The organism is Catenibacterium sp. RTP21428st1_D7_RTP21428_210409, assembly GCF_040227455.1.
Taxonomy (GTDB): Bacteria; Bacillota_I; Bacilli_A; order Erysipelotrichales; family Coprobacillaceae; genus Catenibacterium; species Catenibacterium mitsuoka_A.
Genome location: NZ_JBEHVX010000014.1, coordinates 1 through 26587, shown reverse-complemented (window position 1 = coordinate 26587; position 26587 = coordinate 1). Strand labels below are relative to the sequence as shown.

The window sequence follows — 26587 nt, the reverse complement described above, 5'->3', positions numbered from 1 at the left end:
ATGATTGCGATTATTGATTATCATGTAGGAAATCTAGGATCAGTTACAAATGCCTGTAAAAGACAGGGGATGGATGTAGTTGTCACAAATGATCCTGAAGTTATTCGTCAGGCGGATGGCATTATTCTTCCAGGTGTTGGTGCATTTCCTGCAGCTATGAGTAATTTAGAAGCATGTCATCTTGTACCTGTATTGAATGAAGTGAAGGACAAGGGAACACCAATACTTGGTATTTGTATTGGAATGCAGCTTTTATTTGAAGAAGGCAGTGAGAATGGACATACAAAAGGATTAGGATTCTTAAAAGGTTCTGTCGATAAGATGGAAGTCGATGCAAAACTTCCACATATGGGATGGAACCAGTTAGTTATTAAACAGTCTCATCCTTTATTAAAGTATGTAGAAGAAGGCGATTATGTCTACTTTGTACATTCATATAGTGCTCGTTGTCCAGAAGATGAGATTGGGGCTTATGTGAATTATGGTGGTAAGAAGATTACTGCTTTTGTATATAAAGATAATGTCATGGGTACGCAGTTCCACCCTGAAAAGAGTGGAGAGATTGGTAAGAAGATCTTACGTGCCTTTAAGGAGTTGGTCTCATGTTAGTTATTCCAGCCATTGATTTAAAAGATGGAGAAGCAGTCCGTCTTTATAAGGGCGATTACAATAAGAAAGTTGTTTATTCATCACATCCTGAAGAATTAGCAGCAGGATTTGAGAAGATGGGTGCAAAGTATCTTCATGTAGTAGATCTAGATGGTGCAAAAGATGCCCATGCAACCAATAAAGAAACAATTAAAAGAATACGTGCTTCTATTTCTATTCCAATGGAATTAGGAGGAGGTATTCGTGATATGGATACAGTCTCTATGTATTTAGAGGAGATTGGGGTAGATCGTGTTATTCTTGGTACAGCTGCTATTGAGAATCCTGCTTTTCTTGATGAAGCATTAAAGAAGTATGGACCAGAAAGAATAGTCGTAGGAGTAGATGTAAGAGATAGAAAGGTCAGTATTGCTGGCTGGCTTGAAACAAGTGATGTAGATTATTTGACATTTATTCATCAACTAGAAGACAGAGGTGTGAAATATATAGTATGTACGGACATCTCTAAGGATGGTACTCTCACAGGACCTTCTTTCCCTCTTTATGAAGAAATACACGCTAATTCTAAGATTAACTTTGTCGTCTCTGGTGGTGTAAAAGATGATGAAGATGTCTATGAAGTAAATAAACGTGATTATTATGCTTGTATTGTAGGTAAGGCATACTATGAAGGGCGTATTAATCTAAAGGAGGTCATTGAAAATGCTGGCTAAAAGAATTATTCCCTGTCTAGATATTAAAGATGGGAAGGTTGTAAAAGGTGTTAATTTCGTTGGCCTGAAGGATGTTGGTGACCCAATTGAACTAGCGAAAGAATATGACCGTCAAAGTGCAGATGAAGTTGTCTTTCTAGACATTACTGCCACTTATGAAAATAGAGACATCATCAAGGACCTCATCCAAAGAGGGGCTGATGAACTTTCTATTCTACTATGTGTGGGTGGCGGTATTCGTACTGTCGAAGACTTTCGTATGATTCTTGCGGCAGGTGCAGATAAGGTATCTGTTAACTCAACTGCTGTCAAGAATCCGAATATTATTAAGGAAGCCAGTGATGAGTTTGGTGTTCAATGTGTTGTTGTGGCAGTAGATGCGAAAGCACGTGATGATCATTCTGGATGGGATGTCTATGTCGCAGGCGGACGTACAAATACGGGACTCGATTTAATAGAATGGGTTAAGAAATGTGAATCTCTTGGTGCTGGTGAAATACTTCTTACAAGTATGGATGCGGATGGAACAAGAGATGGATTTGATATCGATATGTTGAAAGCAGTAGTGGCAGCAGTCAATATTCCAGTAATCGCAAGTGGTGGCTGTGGTGGTAAAGAAGATATCGTAGATGTCTTTAAAGAAACAGACTGCGATGCTGCATTAGCTGCAAGTTTGTTCCACTTTGGTGAAGCGACAGTGGATGAAGTTAAGGAATCCTGTGCACAGGCAGGTATTCCAGTAAGGAGAAATAAGCAATGAAACCGGATTTTGAGAAAATGAATGGTCTTGTACCTGCCATTGTACAGGATGTTAAGACTAAACAAGTATTAATGCTTGCTTATGTAAATGAAGAAGCCTATGAAAAGATGTTAGAAACAGGAGATACTTGGTTCTATTCACGTTCTAGAAATAAGCTATGGCATAAAGGTGAAGAATCAGGACATTTCCAGCATATTAAGGGTCTATATTTAGATTGTGATTTAGATACAATCGTTATTTATGTAGAACAAGTCGGAGCTGCTTGTCATACAGGTTCTTATTCTTGTTTCTTTAATGAAGTAATTCCTTATGACAATAGTGATTTTGCGCATGAACTTTATGATCTTATTGAAGATAGAAAAGTACATCCAGTAGAAAAGTCTTATACAAACTACTTATTAAATGAAGGTATTGATAAGATCTGTAAGAAGGTTGGAGAAGAAGCCACTGAAACAGTTATTGCAGCTAAAAATACATCTAAAGAAGATTTGATTGGTGAAATCGGTGATTTATATTATCATGTATTAGTCTTAATGAATGCCTATGGTTTAACTGTAGATGATGTTTTAGATAAATTAAAGGAAAGACATAAGGTGACAGGCAACAAAAAAGTATTCCATACAAGAGGAGAGATTTAATTCTCTCTTTTTTTTTGTTATAATCTTGTAAGAGAGGTGTTTGTATGAAATTAGAAAAGTTATTAAATGGTTTTGAATATGAAATCATTGGGAATAAAGATGTAGATATTACAACATTAGTTTATGATTCACGTAAAGTAGAAGAAGGCAGCTTATTTGTCTGTATGGTTGGTGCTGCTTTTAATGCACATGATTTTATTGATCAGGTGATTGAAAAGGGTGCTCATGCGATTGTGATTTCTCAGGATGTCCCTTTAAAAGAAGGTATGACTTATATTAAGGTGAAGGATACACGTATTGCGTTGGCTTTATTATCTTGTGCTTATTTTAATTATCCTAGTAAAGAATTAAAGGTTGTTGGTATTACAGGAACAAAGGGTAAGACGAGTTCTTCATTAATGATCAAGTCTATTCTAGAACATGCAGGTAAGAAGGTTGGTATTATTGGGACAAATGGTACTTTTATTGGAGATATTCATGAACCTACAGCCAATACAACACCAGAATCTTATGAATTACAGCGTATCATGAGAAAGATGGTAGAACATGATTGTGAATATTGTGTCATGGAAGTATCAAGTCAGGCTTTAAAGATGAACCGTGTGGCTGGTATTGAATTTGATTATGGTGTCTTTACAAATATTTCACCTGACCATATTGGCCCTAATGAACATAAGGATTTTGCGGAATATATGGCATGTAAGAAACATTTATTTGATTTCTGTAAGGTTGGTTTATTTAATAAGGATGATGAACATTTTGAAGAGTTCACAAAGGATGTTCCTTGCAAGGTATTAACATACAGCATTGAAAAAGACAGTGATTTAAAAGCGGAACATATTGAACTTTATAATGAGAATGGTGAATTAGGTATTACCTTTGATACAAAGGGATTAATTAATGCTTCTTTTAAAGCTTCTATGCCAGGTAAGTTTAATGCTTATAATGCATTAGTCGCAATTATGATCTGTTATTTAATTGATGTCCCTACAAAGAATATACAAAATACATTACCACAGGTTCATGTATTAGGTAGAGGACAGGTTATGCATGTCTCACCTGATTATAGTGTATTAATCGATTATGCTCATAATGGTGTCTCTTTTGAAAGTATTATTTCTACTGTAGAACAATATAATCCTAATAAGTTAATTGTAGTTTATGGCAGTGGAGGAAAACGTTCTAAAACAAGACGATATGAATCGGGTGAAGTAGTCGCAAAGCATGGTGGTTATTCTATCTTGACTGCAGATAACCCAAGAGGAGAAAAGATTGTAGATATCTGCAAGGACATCGTAGTGGGTATTGATAAGTATCATGGTGAATATACGATTATTCCTGATCGTAAAGAAGCCATCTATCATGCATTAGATATGGCTTGTAAGGGTGATGTTGTCTTATTACTTGGTAAAGGTCATGAAACTTATATGATTGGTGAAGATGAAGTGACACGCCATTTCTCTGAAACAGAAGTATTAGAGGAATATAAGAAGGAGCGTGGACTTAATGCGTAAGATTGATTATCATATGCATACGCATTTTAGTGGTGATAGTGAAGCAAGTCCTCGTGAATATATTGAACAGGCAATTAGAGTGGGATTAGATGAAATATGTTTTACTGATCACCGTGATTTTGATTATCCTATTGATACATTTGATCTAGATACAGATGCTTATTTTATGGAACTGAGTGCCTTGAAGAATGAATATGTAGATCGTATTACTATTAAGATTGGTGTAGAAGTTGGATTAGACATGGATCATATTGATGAAATCAACACTTTTGTAGCACAATGTCCTTTTGATTATGTTATTGGTTCTATTCATGTCATTCATCATACAGAATTCTATTATGGAGAATTCTTCAAGGGTAAAACAAAAGAAGAAGCACATAGAGAATTCTTTGAAGAAACATTAAAATGTGTACAGACATTTGACTGTTTCAACTGTTTAGGTCATTTAGACTATATTATGCGGTATGGTCCTTATGAAGATAAACGTGTAGAACATGAGTTATATCAGGATATTATTGATGAAATCTTAAAGACACTTATTCAAAAGGGTAAGGGTATTGAAGTTAATACATCAGGATATGCATTAAATAAGACATGTGGTTTTCCTAATTTTGATATTGTGAAGCGTTATAAAGAACTAGGTGGTACAATAATTACAGTGGGTACTGATTCTCATACAAGCGATCGTGTAGGGGAACATGTAGAAGATGTTTTAAAACATTATCAGGAAATTGGATTTGACGATGTAACTACATTCACAAAAAGAGTGAAAGATAATTAAGTCTATGTTATAATAGGCGAGATGGGAGAGATAAAGATGATAGAAATACTTACAAAAGATGATGTAGAAGAACTAAATAGCGAAAAAAATGATCAATACTACATTCCTGGTGAATTATTTAATGGGATGCAGTATAACCTTATAAGACTAGAAGTCAAATGGGCTTATGTGGCTGTATTAAATACATTATTGAACAAACCACATTATGATCAGGATAATAATGCCTATGTAAAAGATGATTCTCCTGCAATTATTGAGATGTTAGTTAAGATTGCGAATAAGAAAGTCAATGCCGCAAAGATTGAAGGCTATCTTGATGAAATGGATGAATTAGAACTTGTAAGACGTGATGGAAGAAACGTTTACGTTAGAAAAATTGTTTCAATTTTTTAGAGAAAGGTTCCTTTCTCTTTTTTAATAATCAGGGGGAATATTTATGTATCAGTTATTAATAAAGACATTTATACGTGATTATAAGAATACAGAAGATGCACATGTAAGAGAACAATATGGAACAGTCTGTTCTATTATTTCTATAGTATGTAATATTATACTTGTAGTATTTAAACTTATTTTTGGAACATTAGTTCATTCTGTTTCTATTGTTGCAGATGGTTACAACAACTTATCGGATGCAGGAAGTAACATTGCGACATTCTTTGGCTTTAAGCTAGCCAATAAGCATCCAGATGCAGAGCATCCATATGGTCATGGACGTTTTGAATATATTACAGGTTTAGGCATTTCTTTTTTAATTATTTTAGTAGGTTTGATGAGTTTAAAGGATGCAGTCTTAAAACTCTTTAATCCAGAAGCAGTCAAGTTCAGTGTTCCTGCACTTATTGCTTTGATATTCTCAGTATTAGTTAAGATATGGATGGGTTACTTTAATCGTAAAGCAGGTAAAGAAATCAATTCAACCGCATTAGAAGCAGCTGCCCAGGATAGTATGAATGATGTCATGGCAACTTCTGCCACTATTGTGGCTCTAGTAGCTTCTTTAGTTACTGATCTACCAGTGGATAGTCTTATTGGTGCAGCAGTCTCTGTTGTTGTTGTCATTTCTGGTATCTCTATCGCAAAATCAACCATTGATCCACTTCTTGGTATCAAACCAGATCCAGAAACAATTAAAGAAATAGAAAATTATTTAATGAGTTATGATTGTGTTATGGGTATACATGATTTAATGATGCATGACTATGGACCAGGACGTCGTTATTTAACTGTTCATTGTGAAGTAGATGCTTCTGTTGATATGATGACAACTCATGATGAAATAGATAATATTGAACGTGCAATGATGGAGAAGTTCCATATTCTTACTACAATCCATATGGATCCTATTGATATCCATGATACACTCACAAATGATTTAAGAGATAAAGTGACTCGTATTGTAGAATCTATTGATTCATCACTTTCTATCCATGACTTTAGAATAGTGAGAGGTCCTACACATACTAATCTTGTCTTTGATGTATTAATGAAGGATGATAAATATAGTAAGAAGGAACTTAATAAATTAATTACTTCTAAGGTCAAAGAAATGAATACTACATACTATTGTGTGATTAATTTCGAATATTCATTTGTCTAGAAGTGTACAACTATGGTCAGAAATGTTAAAATCTTAATAGATAACTAACAATAATTTCATATATATATTCGAGGTGATTCAAGTGAAGAAAGCAAGTAAGATTATTACAGGATTTAACAAAGGGGAATATAAAGCACTAATCAAGGATCTTTATATAGAAGATGCAAGACTTACAAAGCAGAAGAATCGTTATGTCACTGCTTTAAAGCAGTTTATTGAATTATATGGTGATGAAGAAGTAGAAATCTATAGTGCACCAGGACGTAGTGAAATCTGTGGTATGCATACAGATCATCAGCACGGTAAGATGCTTGCATGTTCTGTTAACCGTGATATTATTGCGGTTGTTACACCTACAGATGACAATGTTGTAAGACTTGTGTCTGAAGGATTCCCAGATATTCGCCCTATCACAATTAGTAAAGCAGGATTAAAGTTAGCTTTTGATGAACAGGGTACAACTGAATCTTTAATTAAAGGTATTGTATCTCAGTTCCAAAAATTAGGTTATGAAGTAGGTGGTTTTAACGCTTATATTACAAGTGAAGTACCACTTTATTCAGGTATGTCATCAAGTGCTGCAATAGAAGTACTTCTTGCCACTATTTTAAATGGTTTATACAATAGTGGTTCTATTAATCCATTGATTATTGCCCAGATTGCACAGTATGCTGAAAACATCTATTTTGGTAAACCATGTGGTTTAATGGATCAGGCGGCTTGTGCAATTGGTGGTTTAATCAAGATTGATTTCAAGGATCCTAAGAAACCACTTATTAAGAAACAGATGATTAAGTTTGAACAGTTCAATCATTCTTTATGCATAGTAGATACAAAAGATGTACCAGCTAACTTAACGAAAGAATATCGTGCTATCATTGAAGAAATGAGATCAGTAGCCAAATATTTTGGTAAAGAATTCTTAAGAGAAGTAGATGAAAATGAATTCTATGAACATATCATTCCAATGCGTAAAGTATGTTCAGATAGAGCTATTTTACGTGCTATGCATTTCTATAGTGAAGAAAAGCGTGTTAATAAGGAATTAAAGGCATTAAGAGATGGTAACTTCCATGAATTCAAGATTCAAATCAGACGTTCAGGTAATAGTTCATTTGAATATTTGCAGAATGTTTATTCTTCAAAAGATCCTTCTCATCAGAACATTTCTCTCGCAATTTGTATGAGTGAAAAGATTCTAAAAGATAAAGGTGTAGTAAGAGTACATGGTCCTGGTTTTGAAGGTACTATCCAGGTATTTGTAGAAAATGATTATGCTAGAAAGTATAAGAATGAAATAGAAAAGTATATGGGTAAACATTGTTGCTATGTCACTCATATTAGACAGCAGGGCGCTATGAAAGTCATCTAAACGATGACTTTTTTTGTAATAGTTTTACATCATAAGACTTTAGATTTAACATAAAAAATGATAAAATGGCAAAGGACTTTTATATATACAAGGAGGGTGAATAACATGGATAAGATGACAAAAGAACATCTTACGAGTCTCTTAATAAATGGGACTTCAGAACAGATTCAGGAAGCGATAGATGATATTCACCCCGCGGATATTCTTGATGTATTACAGGATCATCATAGTCAGTTAAATAATATTCTCTCTAAACTCCCAAATGATATTATTGCGGATGTTATTGAGGAAGAAGAGGATGAGGATGAGCAGTATGAAATCCTTAAAACATTCCTTAAAGATCGTCAGAGTGCTATCTTAGATGAGATGAGTGATGATGAATTAGCCGATTTGATTGGTGAACTAGATGATCCAGAAGAACGTGCAGATGTATTATCTAAATTAGACATAGAGGATAAGACACATATTGAGAGCCTGTTGAAATATGATCCAAGCACTGCTGGTGGCATTATGACAACAGAGTTTATCTCTGTTAAAGCTAATAATACAGTATTAAAGACATTAGAATACTTACAAACACAGGTTGAAGAAGATACAACCTATTACTTATATGTTTTAGATAAGGAGAAGGTATTAAAAGGTGTTATTTCATTAAGAGATATTGTATCTTCTCCTTTCGATACACCAATCATGGATATTGTGAATCCCAATGTAAAGACAGTAGACGTTAATATGGACCAGGAAGAAGTGGCTAAGAAGTTTATGAAATATGGCTTCTATATGATGCCAGTTGTTGATTCAGAGTATCGTATGCTTGGTGTGATTGAAATTGATGATGTTATGGATGTCATGGAAGAAGAAACAACAGAAGATATCAACTTAATGGCTGGTATGAGTGGTGAAGAACGTGTAGATTCTACAGTATTAGAATCTGCAAAGAGCCGTATTCCTTGGCTTATTGTCAATTTATTTACAGCTGTTATGGCTGCTGCAGTTGTCGCAAACTTTGAATCTACAATCGCCAAGGTTGTCTCTTTATCTTCAGTTATGTCCATTGTTACTGGAATGGGTGGTAATGCAGGGACACAGTCACTTACTATCTTATGTCGTGGTTTATCTTTAGGTGAAGTAGATAAAGACAATGCCTTCCAGATCTTCTGTAAAGAAATCACTGTTGGTTTATTATCAGGTATTGTGATTGGTATTATTGTCGCATTTGGTGCCTGGTGGTTTGCTAGTAATCCATGGTTTGGTTTAGTCGCAGGTTTGGCTATGATCTTAAATATGCTTGCAGCTAATATTGCAGGTTATTTAGTACCAGTTATCTTAAAACGTTTAAATATTGATCCAGCACTTGCATCAGGTGTATTTGTCACAACTGTGACAGACTGTATGGGCTTTTTCTTCTTTTTAGGTCTTGCCACATTATTCCTTCCTTTGTTAATATAAGAGATGGAGGATATGGTTATGGAACATTTTACTTATAAAACTAAAGGAACTTGTGCAACCGCTATTGATTTTGACTTAGAAGGTCATACAATTCATAACGTTGTATTTACTAGAGGATGTAATGGTAACTTAAAAGCCATTGGTAAACTTGTAGAAGGTAAAGAAGCAGAAGAAATCGTAGCTATTCTAGAAGGCAATACTTGTGGTATGAAAAATACATCTTGTGCAGATCAGTTTGCACATGCATTAAAAGAAGCAATCAAATAATTAAAAAGGCAGAGAAATCTGCCTTTTAGTGTGCAAAATAATCACCTAGAATGACTGCACTTAGTCCAAGTACTATACTTAGAACTATGTAAATCATTGCAAGAGTTGTATTGCCATTCTTATGTAAAGTAATAGATTCTAACGCAAATGTAGAGAAGGTAGTAAATCCCCCACATAATCCTGTTTTAAGTAATAGAACTAAGTGGGGATTCATAGACTTCTTTAAAGCTATTGTGCTAATAAAACCTATTAAAAATGCACCGAGAATATTAATAAATAAAGTCAGTAATGGAAATCCATGTGTAGTCTTTAAAGGAATCAAACCGACTAAATAACGTAGTACTGATCCAATAAAACCACCCATACCGACATATATACATGCTGTCATATGCTTTTCTCCTTTTTATGTATTATAAAATAGATGGAAGAGAGAATCAAAGGTGCTATAATACCAAAATAGGGGTGGTATTATGTTGAAAATTACTTATATAACACATAGCAGTTTCTTTATAGAAACAGATCGTACATGTTTGTTATTTGATTATTATACAGGGACTATTCCAAAAGTACCTGAGGGCAAGAAACTTTATGTATTCGCTAGTCATAGACATGGTGATCATTATTCTAAGAAAATCTTTGATTTAAAGAAAGAATACAAAGATGTTCATTATTTGCTATCTAGTGATATAGAGAAAATAGAAGATGATTCTATCTCTTATTTAAAGTATAATATTGTTTATTTTGATTCTAATATAGAAGTGAGTACTTATTTATCAAATGATGAAGGTATTGCGTTTATGGTACAAGTAGACGGTTATACTCTTTATCATGCTGGAGATCTCAATAACTGGGATTGGGTTGGGGAAGATAAAGAGTGGCTTGATTGGCAGAAGAACCTTTATCATACAGAACTAGAAAAGATGAAGGACTTTGATATAGATGTAGCCTTTATTCCTTTAGATCCTCGTCTAGAAGATAATTATCATGAAGGTATTACAGACTTTTTAAAAGTATGCCATACGCGTTATATTGTCCCAATGCATTGTTGGAATAAATATGATGTTATTGAAAGATTTATAGAAGAACAAGGTCATAAAGATCAGGTTCTCTCATTTACACAAGAAGGAGAAGTTATGGATGTCAAAATATAAAATACTTTGGGTTATTCCCCTCTTTTTTATAATTTCTATATGTGGTGTTCTTTCTTTTCAGAAAAATATACCAAATGATATGTCTCGCTCTGAGATTGCCTATATTAATGATCATTTGATTATTCCTGATAGCCAGGAAATCATTGAAAAGGGCTATCCTAAAAATGAATCTGGGCAGACTTATGGTCCTGATTTATCAGACTATGTAGGTAGTGTTCCTGATCTCATTCTTGCAGAAAGTGAAGAAGGGATTAAAGGTTATTTAAAGAAAACAGACAAGGATTCTATTACATCATCGTCACGTACATTACCACTCTATTTACAGGATGGTCAGACAAAGATTGCAGAACTGACACTCAAAACAAAATAATTTCCCAGGAAAAGGAGGAAAATCATGACACTCAATCAATTACGTTATGTCGTCATGGTAGCACAAACAGGAAGCATTACTCAGGCGGCTAAAAGACTATTTATCTCACAGCCTTCTCTTACAAATGCGATTAAAGAATTAGAAAGCGAAATGCATATCACAATCTTTAGACGTACCAATAAAGGTGTTATTGTATCTAGAGAAGGAGAAACATTCTTAAGTTATGCAAGACAGGTATTAGATCAAGCTGATTTACTTGAAGAACGCTATATGAATGATAAACATCAAAGTCCTCATTTTAGTGTATCCTGCCAGCATTATTCATTTGCAGTTAATGCCTTTGTAGATGTTATTAGACAGTTTGGTGTTAACCAATATGATTTTACATTAAGAGAAACAGAAACACATGAAATTATCGAAGATGTTTCTACTATGAAAAGTGAAATAGGTGTTCTATATACATGTCCTAAGAATGAAGAAGTCATCATGAAGATGATCAGACAGAATAACTTAGAATTTAAAGAACTCTTTGTCGCAAAACCTCATGTCTTTATTTCTTACCACCATCCTCTTGCTTATAAGAAGACATTAACTCTTAAAGACTTAGAAGATTACCCATATCTTTCTTTTGAACAAGGAGAATATAATTCTTTCTATTTCTCAGAAGAAGTATTAAGTACATTGGATAGAAAGAGAAATATTAAGGTAAGAGACCGTGCGACACTCTTTAACTTGTTGATAGGTTTAAATGGTTATACAGTATCTACTGGTATTATCTCTAAAGAATTGAATGGTGAAACAATTATTTCTGTTCCCTTATTAGTGGATGAAATTATGAAAGTAGGCACTATTACACAAAAGAATATGATTCTTTCACGTTATGGAGAAGCTTATATGGAGGCATTAAAAAAGCATATATAATGATAATTTCTTGATTTTACTACTTAAATATTACAAGTGATATTCTTGCTTTTTTTGATTTTTGGTGTAAAATACTACCAACATCACAATCGTGATGTTGAAGGAGGTAAGACTCATGTTGAAACGTTATTTAGAGAAACTGATCTCTTTTGGCTGTAGTCTTCAGGATGTCCCTCGCGTAGATGTTGTTTATGAAATGCCAGAAGGTCAGAACTATCATTTAGTGAAATATATATCAGGTAAACAAGGATGCTTATATGTTGATATCGATGCTTTTAAGAAGGAAGATCAAAAATCCTTATTTGCGTTATTTACAGAATTAAGACGTTATTATCAGGATTATACAAATATGGAACAGCCTCATGATCTTGAATATGTTATCGATGCCAATGCTTTTGCGGTTATGGTTATGAAGGTCTACTTCGGTGTAGATTCTCCAGTTAATCATGATCTACCAATGACAAGAGTGATGCTTGCATCACATCGTCTCTCACAACAATTAAATATTAAGTAAAAAGAGTGGCCGTGGCCACTCTTTTCTTAAGGATTGTAAGGATATGTTTTTTTAGTTACTAATTAGTAGTAGCTAACTAGATATTATCATATACATAGGGTAAATGCAACAAATATATTAAATTAATTTTTCTGGTCATTTTACTTGTTTAATAATTATGGGTATGCTAAACTAACTACAGTTAGAGAAAACTAACTTGGAGGTAAACTATGAACAAATATTTAATTGAGAAAGTATATGGACGCGAAATTATTGATTCTCGTGGGAATCCTACAGTAGAAGCAGAAGTGACTCTTGCAGATGGTACAGTAGGACGTGCTGCAAGCCCTAGTGGGGCTTCTACAGGTGAATTTGAAGCATTAGAATTAAGAGACAATGATCCTAAGAAGTTTGGTGGTAAAGGTGTTTCTAAGGCAGTCGAACATGTGAATAATGAAATTGCGAAAGCAGTCATTGGTGCAGATGCAAGAGATACATATCATGTTGATAAACTAATGATTGAAGCAGATGGTACAGAAGATAAATCTAACTTTGGTGCCAATGCGATTCTAGCTGTTTCTTTAGCGGCTGCTCAGGCTGCTGCTAAGAGTGAAGGTATTTCTTTATACCGTTTCATTGGTGGTGTGAATGCGAATAAGCTTCCTGTTCCAATGATGAATATCTTAAATGGTGGTGCTCATGCCACAAATACTGTAGATGTACAGGAATTCATGATTATGCCAGTAGGTGCTGATAGCTTTAAAGATGCCTTAAGAATGGCGACTGAAGTATTCCATGTATTACAGTCATTATTAAAATCTAAGGGACTTGCTACTTCAGTAGGTGATGAAGGTGGATTTGCGCCAGACTTATCAACTGATGAAGAAACAATTGGAACTATTCTAGAAGCAGTTAAGAATGCAGGTTATGAACCAGGTAAAGACTTTGTACTTGCCATTGATGCTGCATCAAGTGAATGGAAGACTGATAAGAAAGGCTTTTATAAATTACCTAAGTCAGGTAAGACTTATACATCTGCAGAGTTAATTGCACATTGGAAGTCTTTAGTTGAAAAGTATCCAATCTATTCATTAGAAGATGGTTTAGATGAAGAAGACTGGGAAGGCTGGACACTTATGACTCAGGAATTAGGAGACAAAGTACAGCTTGTAGGTGATGACTTATTCGTTACTAATACTAAACGTTTATCTAAAGGTATTGAATTAAAAGCAGGTAATTCTATCCTTATTAAGTTAAACCAGATTGGTACTCTATCTGAAACATTAGAAGCTATTAAGATGGCTCATAATGCAAACATGACAGCCATTGTATCTCATCGTTCTGGTGAAACAGAAGATACAACTATTGCAGATTTAGCTGTCGCACTCAATGCAGGTCAGATTAAAACTGGTGCACCAAGTAGAACTGAAAGAGTGGCTAAATACAATCAGTTACTTCGTATTGAAGAAGCTTTAGGTGATAGTGCAGTTTATCCTGGTATTAAAACATTCAAGTTCAATAAGTAAGGCAGAGAAATCTGCCTTTTTTTCTTCTCTTTTAATTCGTTTGTGTTATGATGTATTAACATATTTTTGGGGGAAACATTATGGAACATTTTAAAAGAGGAGTATTTCTCACTTTAATTGGTGGGACATGCTGGGGATTTTCAGGTGCAAGCGGACAGTTCTTATTTACTCATTATCACGCCAATCCTATGTGGCTCACATCTATGCGTATGTGTTTTGCAGGATTATTGATTACACTATTTGGTGCATTGACACAAAAAGAAGCGATGAAACGTTTAGTAGGTCAAAAGAAAGACTTGCTTAAAACATTTGGTTTTGGTTTTGTTTTAATGTTGTGTCAGTTTACTTATTTACAGGCTATTAATACATCTAATGCGGGAACGGCTACAGTATTGCAGTATCTTTCACCAATTTATATTATGATATTTGTTTGTCTTACATCAAAGAGATTACCAAATAATATTGAAGCATTATGTATTGTCTTAGCCTTAGGTGGTGCTTTTGTGATTGCGACACATGGTCGTTTAAATGGCTTAGCACTTACTCCAACAGGATTATTCTGGGGTATTGCCTGTGGTTTTACGAGTGCTGCTTATTCTATCTATCCTAAGCGTTTGATGGCAGTTTATGGCAGCGTTTCAGTCACAGGTATAGGAATGTTTTTTGGTGGTATTGTGTTATTATGTGCAGGCAAGACATGGACTCTTGTACCTGCATTAGACTTAGCTGGAGTACTTGCGACAATGGGTATTATAGTCATTGGCACAGCAGTTGCCTTTACATTGTATTTACAGGGAGTTGTAGATATTGGACCAGTCAAAGCAAGTATGATTGCAAGTATTGAACCTGTTTCAGCTACATTATTTGCCTTTGTATGGTTATCTACACCATTTAAGGGTATTGATCTTGTTGGTTTTACGATGATTCTTGTGACAATCTTCTTATTAGCTCTTCCTAGTGATCAAGTATCAAATTCATAACTATTACATATATTTTGTAATATAATAATATTAGGGAGTGGTTAATATGAAGAAGTTAAAGAAGGGGATTCCATTTCTCATTTATATGCTGATTTGGTCTTTGTATATATTATTTGCCTGGTCAAGAACACATCCAGGACAGATTGTTGAAGTGTCATTGTTTATTTTATATTTAGTATTGCCTGCATCCGCTTTTATTATATCAGTACTCTATGGTCAGTCAGATCATCGTGCTATTTACTTACTTACATTATTCTTTGGTATGATGGAGCTGCTTGGCTGTTACTTAAGTTTTATTCATGTATCATTAACTGATATAGAAAAGATTCTTGCACCAAGTACAGAAATAGTATTATATGGTGTATTTCCATCATTGCTTGGAGTCATGATTGGACAATATATAAACAAACAGAACCGCTACAAGATGTAGCGGTTCTGTCTTATAGTTCTTTATCGTTAAGAATAGAGATTGTACTTCTATATGAGATGATTAAGACAACGAGTACAATGAAGGCATATATTCCAATGAGTAGGAATGCTGAAATTTGACTCATCAACATACCAACTGAAGTCGCACCACTTGCAGCTGCAAGAAATAAAACAAGCATCAACATTAAGACAATAATAGTTGCCTTTTCACGACCATATTTCATTATTACAGGAATCGTGATAGAAATATATATGAAAGCAGAAAAGAGCATGGCAAGCTGGACAATCACTGTTTCTAAGTTAATATGAGTTGCGGAACTTATAAGGAATGCAATCAGCCATGATATGAATGTGACAGTGAGTGCATAGATATATTTTTCTAAACAGTATTCTTTTTTGCTGAAAGGTAGGGCAAAGAGATAAGTCATCTCATTGTGATACATATCATAAGAAAATGAATTGAAGACAAGTCCTGTTCCCATAAATGTAAGATAACTAGAAATATACGCAAATCCAGAATTTGCATAAGCCATAATTAAACAGATCACAACAATCGTTACAATATACTTTATTTGAGACTTGAGTAATAATAAGTCTTTTTTTGAGTAGTCCTTTCATAAGCGCTCTCCTTTTAATAGAATAGGAATCATTGTATCAATATGATTCTGTTCAATCACAATGGTAGGATAGTTTTCACTATAGAACTGTCTAACATTAGTCAGACATGAATAACCAAATGGTTCTTTCATTACTTCCAGCAGATAATCTTTATCTAAGTTATCATAATCTTCTTTAGATACCTTTAACACGCCATATTGAGACAGAAGTGTATCCATTTCTTCATGCATGATGATCTGCCCATGATCAATTACATAAAGATCATCACATAATGATTCTAAATCACTCGATATATGAGAAGAAATAAGAATAGTACAATCTTCCTGTTCCATATAATCTCTTAGTATATCAAGTATTTCATCTCTAGTAAGAACATCAAGTCCTGCAGTTGGTTCATCTAAGATCAGTAATTTTGCATGATGTGTTAAGGCAATAATGATATTGAGTTTTGCTTTCATACCTGTAGAGAATGTACGTGTTTTCTTATCTAAAGGGATATCAAAACGCTGACAATAAGAATGAAACAAATCTTCATCAAAACGTTTATAAGTACATTTCAGAATACTGATTATATCGGATACAGTAAAGAATTCACTGAATCCTGTTTCACTTAATACAACACCAATATCCTGTTTATCAGGTATCTGTATGTTTCCTTCATCAATAGGATTAATATCAAGAATACTTTTGAATAATGTACTCTTACCAGCACCATTCATTCCTATAATTCCAGTAATAATACCTTTAGGAATATCTAAACTACAATCAAGAGTAAATGAGTCGTAACTCTTTTTCAAATGATCAATGTGAATCATAAACATCCTCCATAATAAGAGATAACATGTCCTGCATTTCCTGATAAGTAATGCCAGAACACTTCCCTTTTTCTATAGCACGAGATAATAGTTCTTCTGTTTCTCTTAAACAATTTTCTTTTACTTCATTTTGAGAAACCTCTAACACATAGCTTCCTTTTCCATGAACAGTTGTTGTATAGCCTTCTTTTTTTAAGAAATCATAGGCTTTCTTTACAGTTAAAGCACTGATCTTTAATTCTTTAGATAAAGCACGTACTGAAGGGAGTGCTTCATTAGGGGATAACTGATTAGAAAGTATCGCTTCTTTAATAGCTTCTACAATCTGCTCATATATAGGAACCATTGATGAATGATTAATGATAATATGCATATCTCTTCCTCCTATAAACAGTATACAACAGTATATAACACTGTGCAATATAAAATTCAAATTATGAAAATAATAAGCTTAATCTTTAAATGTTTGATAGTATACTCTTGAAAACAAGGAGGACAAAATAATGAGTTTTAGAGAAGACTTTTATTGGGGTGGCGCAACTGCAGCCAACCAGCTAGAAGGTGGATGGCAGGAAGGTGGAAAAGGTGTTTCCTGCCCTGATGTATGTACTGGAGGAAGTGCAACAGTAAGTAAACGCATTACACCAGTATTAGAAGAAGGTACTTTCTATCCTTCACATGATGCGATTGATCATTACCATCGTTTTAAAGAAGATATCGCATTATTCGCAGAAATGGGATTCAAGATGTATCGTTTCTCAATTGCATGGACTAGAATTTTCCCTAATGGTGATGAAGAAACACCAAATGAAGAAGGTTTAAAGTTCTATGAAGAATTAATTGATGAGTGTCGTAAATACAATATTGAACCATTAATTACTATTTCACATTATGAAGTACCATTTAACTTAACTAAGAAATGGAATGCCTGGGCAGATCGTCGTATGATTGACTGTTACTTAAACTTCTGTAAAGCGATTTTTACTAGATATAAAGGTAAAGTAAAATACTGGTTGACTTTCAATGAAATCAACTCAGCGACTACACCAATGGGTGGTTTCTTATCACAGGGTATTTTAAATGAAATCAAGACAATGAATTTCATGGAACAGGTAGATAATCCTCAGAATCGTTTCCAGGGCTTACATCATTAGTTTGTGGCAAGTGCACTGGCAGTTAAAATGGCTCATGAAATTGATCCTAATTATCAGGTAGGATGTATGCAGATTATGGCCACTAGCTATGGTTTGACATGTGATCCTCATGATCAGATTGTGAATCAGGAAAAGAATCATTTAATGAACTGGTTCTGTTCAGATGTACAGTGCCGTGGTGCTTATCCAAACTATATTAAGAGATACTTTAAAGAAAATAATATCAACATCGTTATGGAAGAAGGAGATGAGGATATCTTAAAGGCTGGTCCAGTTGATTTCTATACATGTTCTTATTATATGTCTAATTGTCAGACAGCAGATAAGAGTAAAGAAGCAGGTTCAGGTAATATCCTAGGTGGTGTATCAAACCCATATCTTAAGGCAAGTGATTGGGGCTGGCAGATTGACCCAATTGGTTTAAGATATTCATTAAATGAAATCTGGGATCGTTATCAGAAACCTATCTTTGTTGTAGAAAATGGCTTAGGTGCATATGACAAGATTGATGAAGATGGTAAAGTACGTGATGATTATCGTATCGATTACTTAAGAAGTCATATTGAACAGATGCATGAAGCAGTATTAGATGGTGTTGATTTAAGAGGTTATACTCCTTGGGGATGTATTGACTTAGTATCAGCTTCTACTGGTGAAATGGCTAAACGTTATGGTTTTATCTTTGTAGAAAGATATGATGATGGAACAGGTGACTTCTCTAGACGTAGAAAAGAATCATTCTACTGGTATCAGAAAGTCATCAAAACAAATGGTGAAGATTTAAAATAATATGAAAAAGAAGGACTATGAATTTTATAGTCCTTCTTTAATGTTTATGTCTTTTCTGTTTGACAGAATTACCTTCTTCAGGTCCTTTGAAATCTACTAAAGATCCTAAATCAAAGACCTTAAATCCAGCTTTGACTAATTTTCTTGCTCCTTCATGTGCTGTACCAGCTGCAAGTGCATAAACATAATATGTTGCAGTAGGATCAAGATCCTTTTTTGCATGCTGATCAATTAATCTAGCAGGATAACATTGTGCATCAACTGGATGTCTGACATCAAACTTTAAATCATCATCTACACATAAAAGAATAATATTCATATTATTTTGAAATTCTTCATAAGCATGATTAAATTCAATTGTTTTTACTGCTTCTTTGCGTTTAAAAAACATAGACTCACCTCACTCATACAATAATATCATTTTCTTATGTATTTTACTATTGCTTTTTAGAAATTGGTATGGTAATATAAACAAGCAGTTTAACTTAGGGGCTTGGTCCAATGGTAGAACATCGGTCTCCAAAACCGTTGATACGGGTTCGATTCCTGTAGCCCCTGCCATCTGTAAACAACGAACATTAATTTGTTCGTTTTTTTTGTTTATTTTATGTTTATTTATTTAATACCCCTTTTATTGTGGTATAATAGAGTTATGAAAGGGGTTACAATTTATGGCAAAAACTTTAGCATGTATCGTAACAGATCCAGTAGGTTTATATGCGACACCTGCAACGGATCTTATCGAAGTCGCAAAGACATTCGACAGTGATTTTACCTTAACTTATTCAGGTAAAACTGTGAATCTTAAATCGATGATGGGCGTTCTTTCATTAGGCATTCCAACAAAGGCAAAGATTGTGATTACTGCCGATGGAGAAGATGAAGAAACAGGTATTAAAGCAGTACATGAAAAAATGAAAGAATTAGGTATTATCGGATAAAGAATGCATGATGCATTCTTTTTCTTTTTTATGTATAATAGGCGTAAGGAGTTGATGGTATGAAACCAATGATGTGTTTTGATGTGGATGGTACTATTAGAGGTACGACTGATGAACATATAGTATATGATTCAACGATTCTTGCACTTAAGAAGTTAAAAGAAGCAGGATATCCGATCGTTGTTTCAACAGGAAGAGGAAGAGACTCTTTCTTACGTACTGGTATACAGGATATTGCCGACTGGGATGGCTTTGTATTTAATAATGGTCAGTTGATTACTGATGGAAAAGGAAATGTAATCAATGCCCATCATTTTAAGAATGAGGATGTTATTCGTACGATTGAAAAAGCAAATGAACTCAATCTTGCAGTGACATTAAAGAAAGAACATCGCATTATCACAAAAGAACCAGATGAATATGTCTTAGAGACACAGCGTTATTTTGGGAACCAGATAGGACCGGTTGAAAAGTATAACGGGACTGATCTTGTAGATATGATGATTATCTATGGTCCTAAAGGGTGGGACTATAAACCATTTCTTGATTTAGAAGGTATTTCAGTATTACCTGGCTTATCCTGTTTTGCGGATGTCGCCATTGCAGGTGTATCTAAAGCAACAGGTATTATGGAATTAGGAAAGGTATTAGGTAGTGATCATTATGTATGTTTTGGTGATTCACAGAATGATATAGAAATGATGAAGCATGCCTCCTCGTCAATTTGTATGGGTAATGGTGATGCATTAACTAAAGCAGAAGCTAACTATGTTACTGCAGATATTGATGATGATGGTATTTATAAAGCATGTATTCATTTTGGTTATATAAAGGAGTAAAGAAAAATGACATTAAAAGAAGCATATGAAACAGGTAGAGATTTAGATGTATATGTAGATAGTGAAATGGCTGATCAGAATTCACATAGTTTTGATGATTTATGGCAGTCTATTTATGATATTGTACAGGTTGCAGTAGGTGGTATTGTAGAAGAAGACCCTGAAGAATTAAAAAAAGCCATTGCATGGCTTAAGGAAACACAGGATAAAACAGAAGCCTATAAGACTTTAGATATTCCTTTTGAGGTAGAGTAATGAAAGTAGTAGATATGCATTGTGATACACTTTATGAGATGGAAAAGAATCACCTCTCATTAAGTGAAAATAACTTAAATATTGATATAAAAAAGATGGAAGAAGGAGATTATCTTCTACAGAACTTTGCCATTTTTACTGAATTAAAAGAAACAGCAGATCCAGTGGATCATGTTATGAAATGTATTGATTATTTCTATCAGGAAATGAGAAAGAATAAGGATAAGATTCAGCCTATCACTACTTATGATGAAATTATGGACAATTCACATAATGGTGTCATGAGTGCGCTTCTTACTATTGAAGAAGGTGCTGTGATTCATGAAGACCTTTCTTATTTAAGAAACTATTATCGTTTAGGTGTACGTATGGTCGCATTAAGCTGGAATCATATCAATGGACTCACATATCCTAACTTTGATATGAATGATGATACACATGGCTATCATACATGTGATAATGAACATGGACTCACTGATGCAGGAAAAGCCTATATTAAAGAAATGGAAGATCTAGGAATGATCATTGATGTCTCTCATATGTCAGATAAGTGTTTCTATGATGTATTAGATATCGTCAAGAAACCTTTTGTGGCATCTCATTCTAATGCACGTGCTGTATGTCCACATGCCCGCAATATGAGTGATGATATGATTTTGAAACTTGCTCATCGTGGTGGTGTGATGGGGCTTAATTATGCCGCAGGATTCTTAGGTGAGAATGCAGAAAAATCACGTATTGAAGATATGGTGAAGCATATTCTTTATATTAAAGATCTAGCTGGTATTGATTGTATTGGTTTAGGTTCTGATTTTGATGGTATTTCACAAAATTTAGAAATGAAAAATGCGTCTTACTTGCCTCAATTAGAACAGGCACTTAAAGACGCAGGACTTACAACTGAAGAAATAGAAAAAGTCTTTTATAAAAACGTATTACGTGTTTATAGAGAAGTCTTGAAATAGAAAAAATGACAGGCCATATATGATGGGGAAGCCTGTCATTTTCCTTTTAATAACTTTTTGGGGGAGAAGTTATGTAGTCACTTGGGAGTATCCGTGAACTACACATAAGAATATAACGGAGAATTGTGAACCTAATATGAATACAGTTCATATTTCTACTAAATAGTGCATATGTCATTCTTTTTTTAATTTGAAAAGTATTATATAATAATATAGATAAATAACGTGAAGGAGAGAAAATATGAAAAATTTATTTTATCGCCTGATGATCTATCTAGATACAGCTAGTGAAACAGATACAAACTATTTTATAGCTTTGTTTATGGCTAATAATTTTTATCGTATTCCCGATATGCGTATTAGTGAACTTGCAGAAGAATGTTTTGTGTCTCCAGCAACCATTTCACGTTTCTGTCGTGCTTTAGGATATGAAAACTTTGCACACTTAAAACAGGAATGCAATAGTTTTCATTCTAATAATAAGAAATTCAATAATTTAATTAATATTGATTTAGAATGTATGGCACATTCGCCAGAAAAAGCAACAGAAGAATTTGCTCAGCAGATTATTGAATCTACAGCAGAAATTTCAAAAATTCTTGATTGGAAAATATTGGATGAAGTACTTCATTTAATTCATGATCATGAAGAAGTCGCTTTCTTTGGAACTCAGTTTTCTACAAGTGCCGCTATTCTATTACAGACAGATTTGTTAATGTTAGAGAAGTTTACGATTGCATATATGGATTCAGAAAGACAATTAGAATGTGCAAAACAGATGACTAAGGATTCTGTCGCAATTGTGATTTCATTAAATGGTAATTTTGAGCATGTGGGACATAAAGTCTTACAGTATCTACATAAATCTCAATGTCATATTGTATGGATTACTTCTACTCATGAAGATAATCTAGGTATTCCTGTGGAATATAAGGTATTAGTCGGTGGTTCACTTAAAAACAAGACAACCAAGCATGCATTATTAACTGCAGTACAGCTCATGAGCTTACGTTACTATAGTTTGTTTTGCCCAGATCTCAAGTCGATGAAGAAGAAATTGGTATAGGTGATCATATGAGAATAATTAAATCAGAAACAATTACAGAAACAATTAAAGAGTTATGTATTAAAGGTGCTTGTCATCTTCCTACAGATGTTTATAACCGTTTATTAGAAGCCATATCTACAGAAGATTCTCCTGTTTCTAAACACACATTAGAAATATTAAAGGAAAATGCGGACATTGCAGCAAGTAACCAGGAACCAATCTGCCAGGATACAGGAATGGCCTGTATTTTTGTGGAAATAGGTCAGGAAGTCTATGTGGATGGCAACCTTACAGAAGCTATTAATGAAGGTGTCAGACAGGGGTATACTGAAGGATACTTAAGAAAGAGTGTTGTCAATGATCCTGTATTTGATCGTATTAATACAAAAGATAATACACCAGCAATTATTCATTATGATATCGTTCCTGGAGATCAGTTAAAGATTACGGTAGCACCTAAAGGATTTGGCAGTGAAAATATGTGTCAGGTTAAAATGCTTAAACCAAGTGATGGGATTGAAGGCGTTAAGGACTTTATTTTAAAGGTTGTTGAAGATGCAGGTCCTAACCCATGTCCCCCTATAGTCATTGGTGTAGGTATAGGTGGTACATTTGATCATGTTACTTATCTTGCGAAAAAGGCAATGATTAAGAAGATTGAAGAACATCATCCAGATCCTCGTTATCGTGCATTAGAAGAAGAAATGTTGGAAAAGGTGAATGCAACGGGTATTGGACCAGCAGGTTTTGGTGGGAAGACAACAGCACTTGCCTTACATGTAGAAACATGTCCAACACATATTGCCGGCTTACCTTGCGCAGTAGCTATATGCTGTCATGTATCACGTCATCAGGAGGTTACATTATGATTAAATTAGAAACGCCTCTTACTATTGAAAAGGTTGAATCACTTCGTGTTGGTGATCAGGTATTATTAAGTGGTACGATTTATACAGGACGTGATGCAGCTCATAAACGTTTTGTAGAAGCAATAAAAAATAATGAACCATTACCATTTGATCCTTATGATCAAGTCATTTACTTTGTTGGTCCCACACCTACTAAGCCAGGTCATATTATTGGCAGCTGTGGACCTACAACCTCTTATCGTATGGATGCTTATTCCCCTACAATGTTGTCAAAGGGATTAAGAGGAATGATTGGTAAAGGTAGAAGAAATAATGATGTAAAAGAAGCAATGAAACAATACAAAGGTGTTTATTTTGGTGCGATTGGTGGTGCAGGCGCCATTATTGCCTCTTGTATCAAATCATGTGAAATCATTGCTTATGAAGATCTTGGTCCTGAAGCAGTACGTCGTTTAGTAGTAGAAGATCTTCCACTCACTGTAGTCATTGATAGTGAAGGACATGATCTTTATGAAATAGGTCGTCAGGACTATTTAAAAGGAAAGGAGTAATTATGGATCAACCATTTAGAGATTATAACGAGACAGATATTCTATATCTTCTTATGACATATGTAAACTTTTCATCTGGACAGGATATGTATTATAGTATTGCGAAAACAATACTTACACATCTTGAACAGATTCCTAGTATTTCAATTAACGATCTTGCAGAACTATGTTTCACATCTCCTGCAACAATCTCAAGATTTTGTAAAGACTTAAATTGTCGTAACTTTGCGACATTTAAGAAAGAAATGGCAATTGCGTTAGAGATTGCCCATGATGAAATTCATTTCTCCATGGATGATGATTTTAAGATTAAGAAGGATCCTCAATATCTTGTCAATAAGGTATATGATGATACAAAGAAATCATTAGAATTAGGACAGGCACAATTAGATATTAAAGATATTGATCATATTTGTGAACTTATTCATGATGCTCCTCAGGTATTTATGATTGGTTATCAGTTCTCACGTATTGCCTGTCAGGATTTCCAGTTAAAGATGTTGAAACTTGAAAAATTCCTCTATGCTTTTGCGAATAGAGGAGATGAAGTACAGAGACTTGATCTCATTGAAGAAAATGATTTGGTTATTATTGTAACAGTACGTGCTAGAAAAGAATTGATTGATTCACTTATTACACGTATTAAGAAACAGAAGGCACGTATTTTGATTGTGACTATGAATGAGGATTATACAAATCCTGAAGTAGATTACTACTATCATCTTAATGGTGAAGAAAGTGATTATACACAGTCTTCTATTTCTGGCTTTATTGATACAGTTTCATTCTTTAATATTGTCTATTTGCGTTATGGTTTACTCTATAATCAATATTTGTTATAAGTGTATACGTGACCGTTTGAAGATGGTATAATGGAACAAGTCAAAAAGAAAGGAAGTATCTATTCATGAAGAAAAATGAATTAGTAGAAAAGGTTGCAGAAGGCGCTTCATTAACTAAAGCAGATGCAGAACGTGCAATCAATGCGTTAGTGAATGCAGTATCAGAAGCACTTGTTGAAGGTGATAAGGTTGCTTTAAAAGGTCTTGGAACTTTTGAAGTCAGAGAAAGAAAAGCGAGAACTGGTATTAATCCTAGAACTCGTGAAACAATCGAAATCGCTGCAAGCAAGGTACCAGCTTTTAAAGCAAGTTCTACACTTAAAGATGCAGTAAATAAATAATAATAAAAAAGTGCTTCGGCACTTTTTTATTTGTTTTTTTTAGTTTAGAATTATGTAAAGGGGAGTGGTGATGATGATTACAATACTCTATACATCAAAACATGGCGCAACAGCCAAAATAGCACGTGTCATTAATACATATCTTGATCATACATGTACATTAATGAAGCTGGATGAATTAGATATGGCTGTCTTAGAAAAGACAGATACGATTGTATTAGGCGTTCCTGTTTATTATGGTGCACTTGATCCAAAAATGGTGGATTTTATTAAAAAGAATCAGGGACTACTGATTAAAAAGCATTATTCTATTTATATTACAGCTTTATTCCATACTGAATTCATGAGCTATATTACAAAAGAATTTGATTATTCTATTTTAAAGAATGTAACAACAATGGCAGGACTAGGTGGGGCTATTTATTATCCTGATTTAAATATTCAGGAAAAGATGGTTCTTGCAGTGATGAATAAGAATAGACCTATTATTCCTAAAGAACATCATGTGAATATCTTTGAGAATTTCGATAATCATGAAATAGAATTATTCTCACAAAAGATTAAAAGAATTGATAACTATGCATGCAAGTAAAAAGGGGCTGTAACGAATAGGTAGTATTTACTACTACCTTGAGCGTTACAGCTCTTTTTCGTATATCCAAACCCAAAAAGGTTATTCACTATTGCATGGTGAATAACCTTTTCATATTTCAGACGCACTTAAAAAGAACCTGCTCATTTCTTAAAAAAATTTTATCAGCAGATAAATAATCTGAGCATCTCCCCGACCTGTTTCATCTGTTTTTCTTCTGTTTCCTTGATTTTCTTCTTCAGTTTCTGGTATTTCCTGATATTATGCCCCATTGCGACAAGGCAGATCTCCATCTGAACATTGTCATGTCCTCTTCTGTAGAGTCTGTCATAACCCATATTCTCCTTAAGATCACCAAAAGTTCCTTCTGCTTCATTATCTCTCTTGAACATGAG

The 26587-nt window shown here is 34.1% G+C and carries 33 protein-coding genes, 1 tRNA gene and 2 pseudogenes; 30 read left to right on the top strand and 6 right to left on the bottom strand.

Annotation, left to right across the window (positions count from 1 at the left end; all coding sequences use genetic code 11):
- The 11 genes from hisH to ABUA27_RS03685 all read left to right on the top strand — a co-directional run bounded on the left by hisH (position 1) and on the right by ABUA27_RS03685 (position 9703).
- On the top strand, positions 1-609 hold the full coding sequence (hisH, locus tag ABUA27_RS03735; RefSeq protein WP_287968298.1) for an imidazole glycerol phosphate synthase subunit HisH: 609 nt from the start codon (positions 1-3) through the stop codon (positions 607-609).
- A complete protein-coding gene (hisA, locus tag ABUA27_RS03730; protein ID WP_349820239.1) occupies positions 603-1322 on the top strand; it encodes a 1-(5-phosphoribosyl)-5-[(5-phosphoribosylamino)methylideneamino]imidazole-4-carboxamide isomerase in 720 nt (239 codons plus the stop codon). Before hisH ends, hisA begins: the two co-directional genes overlap by 7 nt.
- Complete coding sequence (hisF, locus tag ABUA27_RS03725) at positions 1312-2082, top strand: imidazole glycerol phosphate synthase subunit HisF (RefSeq protein ID WP_349820238.1); 771 nt, start codon at positions 1312-1314, stop codon at positions 2080-2082. Before hisA ends, hisF begins: the two co-directional genes overlap by 11 nt.
- Positions 2079-2720 carry a bifunctional phosphoribosyl-AMP cyclohydrolase/phosphoribosyl-ATP diphosphatase HisIE gene (gene hisIE / locus ABUA27_RS03720; protein WP_022425664.1) on the top strand — a complete coding sequence of 214 codons (642 nt, stop codon included), beginning with the start codon at positions 2079-2081 and terminating at the stop codon, positions 2718-2720. The genes hisF and hisIE overlap by 4 nt, the downstream gene beginning before the upstream one ends.
- A 44-nt stretch (positions 2721-2764) precedes the next feature.
- A complete protein-coding gene (locus ABUA27_RS03715; RefSeq protein ID WP_129981337.1) occupies positions 2765-4234 on the top strand; it encodes a UDP-N-acetylmuramoyl-L-alanyl-D-glutamate--2,6-diaminopimelate ligase in 1470 nt (489 codons plus the stop codon).
- On the top strand, positions 4227-5015 hold the full coding sequence (locus tag ABUA27_RS03710) for a histidinol-phosphatase HisJ family protein (RefSeq protein WP_349820237.1): 789 nt from the start codon (positions 4227-4229) through the stop codon (positions 5013-5015). The genes ABUA27_RS03715 and ABUA27_RS03710 overlap by 8 nt, the downstream gene beginning before the upstream one ends.
- Positions 5016-5051: 36 nt before the next feature.
- Positions 5052-5408, top strand: a complete 357-nt coding sequence (locus tag ABUA27_RS03705) for a hypothetical protein (protein ID WP_022425662.1) — start codon at positions 5052-5054, stop codon at positions 5406-5408.
- 43 nt (positions 5409-5451) lie between these two features.
- On the top strand, positions 5452-6615 hold the full coding sequence (locus tag ABUA27_RS03700; RefSeq protein WP_129981335.1) for a cation diffusion facilitator family transporter: 1164 nt from the start codon (positions 5452-5454) through the stop codon (positions 6613-6615).
- An 82-nt stretch (positions 6616-6697) separates the two neighbouring features.
- On the top strand, positions 6698-7987 hold the full coding sequence (locus ABUA27_RS03695; RefSeq protein WP_129981334.1) for a galactokinase: 1290 nt from the start codon (positions 6698-6700) through the stop codon (positions 7985-7987).
- 105 nt (positions 7988-8092) lie between these two features.
- Positions 8093-9436, top strand: coding sequence for a magnesium transporter (mgtE, locus tag ABUA27_RS03690; protein ID WP_022424426.1), 1344 nt, complete (start codon positions 8093-8095; stop codon positions 9434-9436).
- 18 nt (positions 9437-9454) lie between these two features.
- Positions 9455-9703, top strand: coding sequence for a TIGR03905 family TSCPD domain-containing protein (locus tag ABUA27_RS03685; protein ID WP_040389980.1), 249 nt, complete (start codon positions 9455-9457; stop codon positions 9701-9703).
- Between the two features lie 25 nt (positions 9704-9728).
- On the opposite strand, the gene crcB is transcribed toward ABUA27_RS03685, so the two are convergent.
- A complete protein-coding gene (gene crcB, locus ABUA27_RS03680; RefSeq protein WP_129981333.1) occupies positions 9729-10091 on the bottom strand; it encodes a fluoride efflux transporter CrcB in 363 nt (120 codons plus the stop codon).
- 82 nt (positions 10092-10173) lie between these two features.
- On the opposite strand from crcB, the gene ABUA27_RS03675 reads away from it, so the two are divergent.
- The 7 genes from ABUA27_RS03675 (at position 10174) to ABUA27_RS03645 (ending at position 15574) form a co-directional block, all read left to right on the top strand.
- Positions 10174-10854, top strand: coding sequence for an MBL fold metallo-hydrolase (locus tag ABUA27_RS03675; RefSeq protein WP_129981332.1), 681 nt, complete (start codon positions 10174-10176; stop codon positions 10852-10854).
- Positions 10855-10933: 79 nt separating this feature from the next.
- Complete coding sequence (locus ABUA27_RS03670) at positions 10934-11224, top strand: hypothetical protein (RefSeq protein WP_287845471.1); 291 nt, start codon at positions 10934-10936, stop codon at positions 11222-11224.
- 24 nt (positions 11225-11248) lie between these two features.
- Complete coding sequence (locus ABUA27_RS03665; protein ID WP_022424431.1) at positions 11249-12145, top strand: LysR family transcriptional regulator; 897 nt, start codon at positions 11249-11251, stop codon at positions 12143-12145.
- Positions 12146-12260: 115 nt separating this feature from the next.
- Entirely contained in the window at positions 12261-12659 is a 399-nt protein-coding gene (locus ABUA27_RS03660) for a hypothetical protein (protein ID WP_129981330.1), read from the top strand.
- A gap of 209 nt (positions 12660-12868) precedes the next feature.
- Positions 12869-14164 (top strand): phosphopyruvate hydratase, encoded by a 1296-nt coding sequence (gene eno / locus ABUA27_RS03655; protein WP_303352753.1) that lies wholly within the window; start codon positions 12869-12871, stop codon positions 14162-14164.
- A gap of 80 nt (positions 14165-14244) precedes the next feature.
- Positions 14245-15144 (top strand): DMT family transporter, encoded by a 900-nt coding sequence (locus tag ABUA27_RS03650; RefSeq protein ID WP_287845463.1) that lies wholly within the window; start codon positions 14245-14247, stop codon positions 15142-15144.
- Between the two features lie 46 nt (positions 15145-15190).
- Positions 15191-15574: a hypothetical protein gene (locus tag ABUA27_RS03645; protein WP_287845461.1), complete on the top strand. Its 384-nt coding sequence runs from the start codon at positions 15191-15193 to the stop codon at positions 15572-15574.
- Between the two features lie 10 nt (positions 15575-15584).
- Here ABUA27_RS03645 and ABUA27_RS03640 read toward each other — a convergent pair.
- The 3 genes and pseudogenes from ABUA27_RS03640 to ABUA27_RS03630 form a co-directional block, all read right to left on the bottom strand.
- A pseudogene (locus tag ABUA27_RS03640) lies at positions 15585-16163 on the bottom strand (ABC-2 transporter permease); the annotation flags it as partial.
- A gap of 24 nt (positions 16164-16187) precedes the next feature.
- On the bottom strand, positions 16188-17006 hold the full coding sequence (locus ABUA27_RS03635) for an ABC transporter ATP-binding protein (protein ID WP_129980924.1): 819 nt from the start codon (positions 17004-17006) through the stop codon (positions 16188-16190).
- On the bottom strand, positions 16993-17379 hold the full coding sequence (locus tag ABUA27_RS03630) for a GntR family transcriptional regulator (protein WP_349820236.1): 387 nt from the start codon (positions 17377-17379) through the stop codon (positions 16993-16995). Before ABUA27_RS03630 ends, ABUA27_RS03635 begins: the two co-directional genes overlap by 14 nt.
- 130 nt (positions 17380-17509) lie before the next feature.
- Here ABUA27_RS03630 and ABUA27_RS03625 point away from each other — a divergent pair.
- Positions 17510-18949, top strand: a pseudogene (locus tag ABUA27_RS03625) (glycoside hydrolase family 1 protein).
- Positions 18950-18986: 37 nt separating this feature from the next.
- Here ABUA27_RS03625 and ABUA27_RS03620 read toward each other — a convergent pair.
- Entirely contained in the window at positions 18987-19340 is a 354-nt protein-coding gene (locus tag ABUA27_RS03620; protein WP_129980921.1) for a rhodanese-like domain-containing protein, read from the bottom strand.
- A 96-nt stretch (positions 19341-19436) separates the two neighbouring features.
- Between ABUA27_RS03620 and ABUA27_RS03615 the strand changes: the two genes are divergently transcribed.
- From ABUA27_RS03615 to ABUA27_RS03565, 11 genes are all read left to right on the top strand, one after another.
- A tRNA-Trp gene (locus ABUA27_RS03615) sits at positions 19437-19510 on the top strand.
- A gap of 110 nt (positions 19511-19620) precedes the next feature.
- Positions 19621-19890, top strand: a complete 270-nt coding sequence (locus tag ABUA27_RS03610) for an HPr family phosphocarrier protein (RefSeq protein WP_022424441.1) — start codon at positions 19621-19623, stop codon at positions 19888-19890.
- A 59-nt stretch (positions 19891-19949) separates the two neighbouring features.
- A complete protein-coding gene (locus tag ABUA27_RS03605; RefSeq protein ID WP_129980920.1) occupies positions 19950-20729 on the top strand; it encodes an HAD family hydrolase in 780 nt (259 codons plus the stop codon).
- Between the two features lie 6 nt (positions 20730-20735).
- A complete protein-coding gene (locus ABUA27_RS03600) occupies positions 20736-20984 on the top strand; it encodes a hypothetical protein (RefSeq protein ID WP_287845858.1) in 249 nt (82 codons plus the stop codon).
- On the top strand, positions 20984-21949 hold the full coding sequence (locus ABUA27_RS03595; protein ID WP_129980918.1) for a dipeptidase: 966 nt from the start codon (positions 20984-20986) through the stop codon (positions 21947-21949). The genes ABUA27_RS03600 and ABUA27_RS03595 overlap by 1 nt, the downstream gene beginning before the upstream one ends.
- Before the next feature lie 241 nt (positions 21950-22190).
- Positions 22191-23015 carry a MurR/RpiR family transcriptional regulator gene (locus tag ABUA27_RS03590; RefSeq protein ID WP_129980917.1) on the top strand — a complete coding sequence of 275 codons (825 nt, stop codon included), beginning with the start codon at positions 22191-22193 and terminating at the stop codon, positions 23013-23015.
- 8 nt (positions 23016-23023) lie between these two features.
- Entirely contained in the window at positions 23024-23866 is an 843-nt protein-coding gene (locus ABUA27_RS03585; protein ID WP_129980916.1) for a fumarate hydratase, read from the top strand.
- Positions 23863-24417: a Fe-S-containing hydro-lyase gene (locus ABUA27_RS03580; protein ID WP_022424447.1), complete on the top strand. Its 555-nt coding sequence runs from the start codon at positions 23863-23865 to the stop codon at positions 24415-24417. Before ABUA27_RS03585 ends, ABUA27_RS03580 begins: the two co-directional genes overlap by 4 nt.
- Before the next feature lie 2 nt (positions 24418-24419).
- Positions 24420-25259, top strand: a complete 840-nt coding sequence (locus ABUA27_RS03575; RefSeq protein WP_129980914.1) for a MurR/RpiR family transcriptional regulator — start codon at positions 24420-24422, stop codon at positions 25257-25259.
- Between the two features lie 65 nt (positions 25260-25324).
- Positions 25325-25600, top strand: coding sequence for an HU family DNA-binding protein (locus ABUA27_RS03570; RefSeq protein ID WP_022424449.1), 276 nt, complete (start codon positions 25325-25327; stop codon positions 25598-25600).
- Between the two features lie 70 nt (positions 25601-25670).
- Positions 25671-26192 (top strand): flavodoxin domain-containing protein, encoded by a 522-nt coding sequence (locus ABUA27_RS03565; RefSeq protein ID WP_238634379.1) that lies wholly within the window; start codon positions 25671-25673, stop codon positions 26190-26192.
- A gap of 164 nt (positions 26193-26356) precedes the next feature.
- Here ABUA27_RS03565 and ABUA27_RS03560 read toward each other — a convergent pair.
- Positions 26357-26587 (bottom strand): transposase (locus tag ABUA27_RS03560; RefSeq protein WP_349820235.1); only part of this gene is annotated, 231 nt, incomplete at its 5' end.

Excerpts from the sequence above, each read along its gene's own strand:
- eno (WP_303352753.1), top strand. The coding sequence starts at position 12,869 with ATGAACAAATATTTAATTGAGAAAGTATATGGACGCGAAATTATTGAT.
- ABUA27_RS03630 (WP_349820236.1), bottom strand. The coding sequence starts at position 17,379 with ATGCATATTATCATTAATCATTCATCAATGGTTCCTATATATGAGCAG.
- ABUA27_RS03665 (WP_022424431.1), top strand. The coding sequence starts at position 11,249 with ATGACACTCAATCAATTACGTTATGTCGTCATGGTAGCACAAACAGGA.
- ABUA27_RS03570 (WP_022424449.1), top strand. The coding sequence starts at position 25,325 with ATGAAGAAAAATGAATTAGTAGAAAAGGTTGCAGAAGGCGCTTCATTA.
- ABUA27_RS03635 (WP_129980924.1), bottom strand. The coding sequence starts at position 17,006 with ATGATTCACATTGATCATTTGAAAAAGAGTTACGACTCATTTACTCTT.
- ABUA27_RS03580 (WP_022424447.1), top strand. The coding sequence starts at position 23,863 with ATGATTAAATTAGAAACGCCTCTTACTATTGAAAAGGTTGAATCACTT.
- mgtE (WP_022424426.1), top strand. The coding sequence starts at position 8,093 with ATGGATAAGATGACAAAAGAACATCTTACGAGTCTCTTAATAAATGGG.
- ABUA27_RS03575 (WP_129980914.1), top strand. The coding sequence starts at position 24,420 with ATGGATCAACCATTTAGAGATTATAACGAGACAGATATTCTATATCTT.
- ABUA27_RS03645 (WP_287845461.1), top strand. The coding sequence starts at position 15,191 with ATGAAGAAGTTAAAGAAGGGGATTCCATTTCTCATTTATATGCTGATT.
- ABUA27_RS03660 (WP_129981330.1), top strand. The coding sequence starts at position 12,261 with ATGTTGAAACGTTATTTAGAGAAACTGATCTCTTTTGGCTGTAGTCTT.
- hisF (WP_349820238.1), top strand. The coding sequence starts at position 1,312 with ATGCTGGCTAAAAGAATTATTCCCTGTCTAGATATTAAAGATGGGAAG.
- hisH (WP_287968298.1), top strand. The coding sequence starts at position 1 with ATGATTGCGATTATTGATTATCATGTAGGAAATCTAGGATCAGTTACA.
- ABUA27_RS03685 (WP_040389980.1), top strand. The coding sequence starts at position 9,455 with ATGGAACATTTTACTTATAAAACTAAAGGAACTTGTGCAACCGCTATT.
- ABUA27_RS03585 (WP_129980916.1), top strand. The coding sequence starts at position 23,024 with ATGAGAATAATTAAATCAGAAACAATTACAGAAACAATTAAAGAGTTA.
- ABUA27_RS03705 (WP_022425662.1), top strand. The coding sequence starts at position 5,052 with ATGATAGAAATACTTACAAAAGATGATGTAGAAGAACTAAATAGCGAA.
- ABUA27_RS03600 (WP_287845858.1), top strand. The coding sequence starts at position 20,736 with ATGACATTAAAAGAAGCATATGAAACAGGTAGAGATTTAGATGTATAT.
- crcB (WP_129981333.1), bottom strand. The coding sequence starts at position 10,091 with ATGACAGCATGTATATATGTCGGTATGGGTGGTTTTATTGGATCAGTA.
- ABUA27_RS03710 (WP_349820237.1), top strand. The coding sequence starts at position 4,227 with ATGCGTAAGATTGATTATCATATGCATACGCATTTTAGTGGTGATAGT.
- ABUA27_RS03700 (WP_129981335.1), top strand. The coding sequence starts at position 5,452 with ATGTATCAGTTATTAATAAAGACATTTATACGTGATTATAAGAATACA.
- hisA (WP_349820239.1), top strand. The coding sequence starts at position 603 with ATGTTAGTTATTCCAGCCATTGATTTAAAAGATGGAGAAGCAGTCCGT.
- ABUA27_RS03675 (WP_129981332.1), top strand. The coding sequence starts at position 10,174 with ATGTTGAAAATTACTTATATAACACATAGCAGTTTCTTTATAGAAACA.
- ABUA27_RS03565 (WP_238634379.1), top strand. The coding sequence starts at position 25,671 with ATGATGATTACAATACTCTATACATCAAAACATGGCGCAACAGCCAAA.
- ABUA27_RS03670 (WP_287845471.1), top strand. The coding sequence starts at position 10,934 with ATGTCTCGCTCTGAGATTGCCTATATTAATGATCATTTGATTATTCCT.
- ABUA27_RS03605 (WP_129980920.1), top strand. The coding sequence starts at position 19,950 with ATGAAACCAATGATGTGTTTTGATGTGGATGGTACTATTAGAGGTACG.
- ABUA27_RS03620 (WP_129980921.1), bottom strand. The coding sequence starts at position 19,340 with ATGTTTTTTAAACGCAAAGAAGCAGTAAAAACAATTGAATTTAATCAT.
- ABUA27_RS03590 (WP_129980917.1), top strand. The coding sequence starts at position 22,191 with ATGAAAAATTTATTTTATCGCCTGATGATCTATCTAGATACAGCTAGT.
- hisIE (WP_022425664.1), top strand. The coding sequence starts at position 2,079 with ATGAAACCGGATTTTGAGAAAATGAATGGTCTTGTACCTGCCATTGTA.
- ABUA27_RS03650 (WP_287845463.1), top strand. The coding sequence starts at position 14,245 with ATGGAACATTTTAAAAGAGGAGTATTTCTCACTTTAATTGGTGGGACA.
- ABUA27_RS03610 (WP_022424441.1), top strand. The coding sequence starts at position 19,621 with ATGGCAAAAACTTTAGCATGTATCGTAACAGATCCAGTAGGTTTATAT.
- ABUA27_RS03715 (WP_129981337.1), top strand. The coding sequence starts at position 2,765 with ATGAAATTAGAAAAGTTATTAAATGGTTTTGAATATGAAATCATTGGG.
- ABUA27_RS03595 (WP_129980918.1), top strand. The coding sequence starts at position 20,984 with ATGAAAGTAGTAGATATGCATTGTGATACACTTTATGAGATGGAAAAG.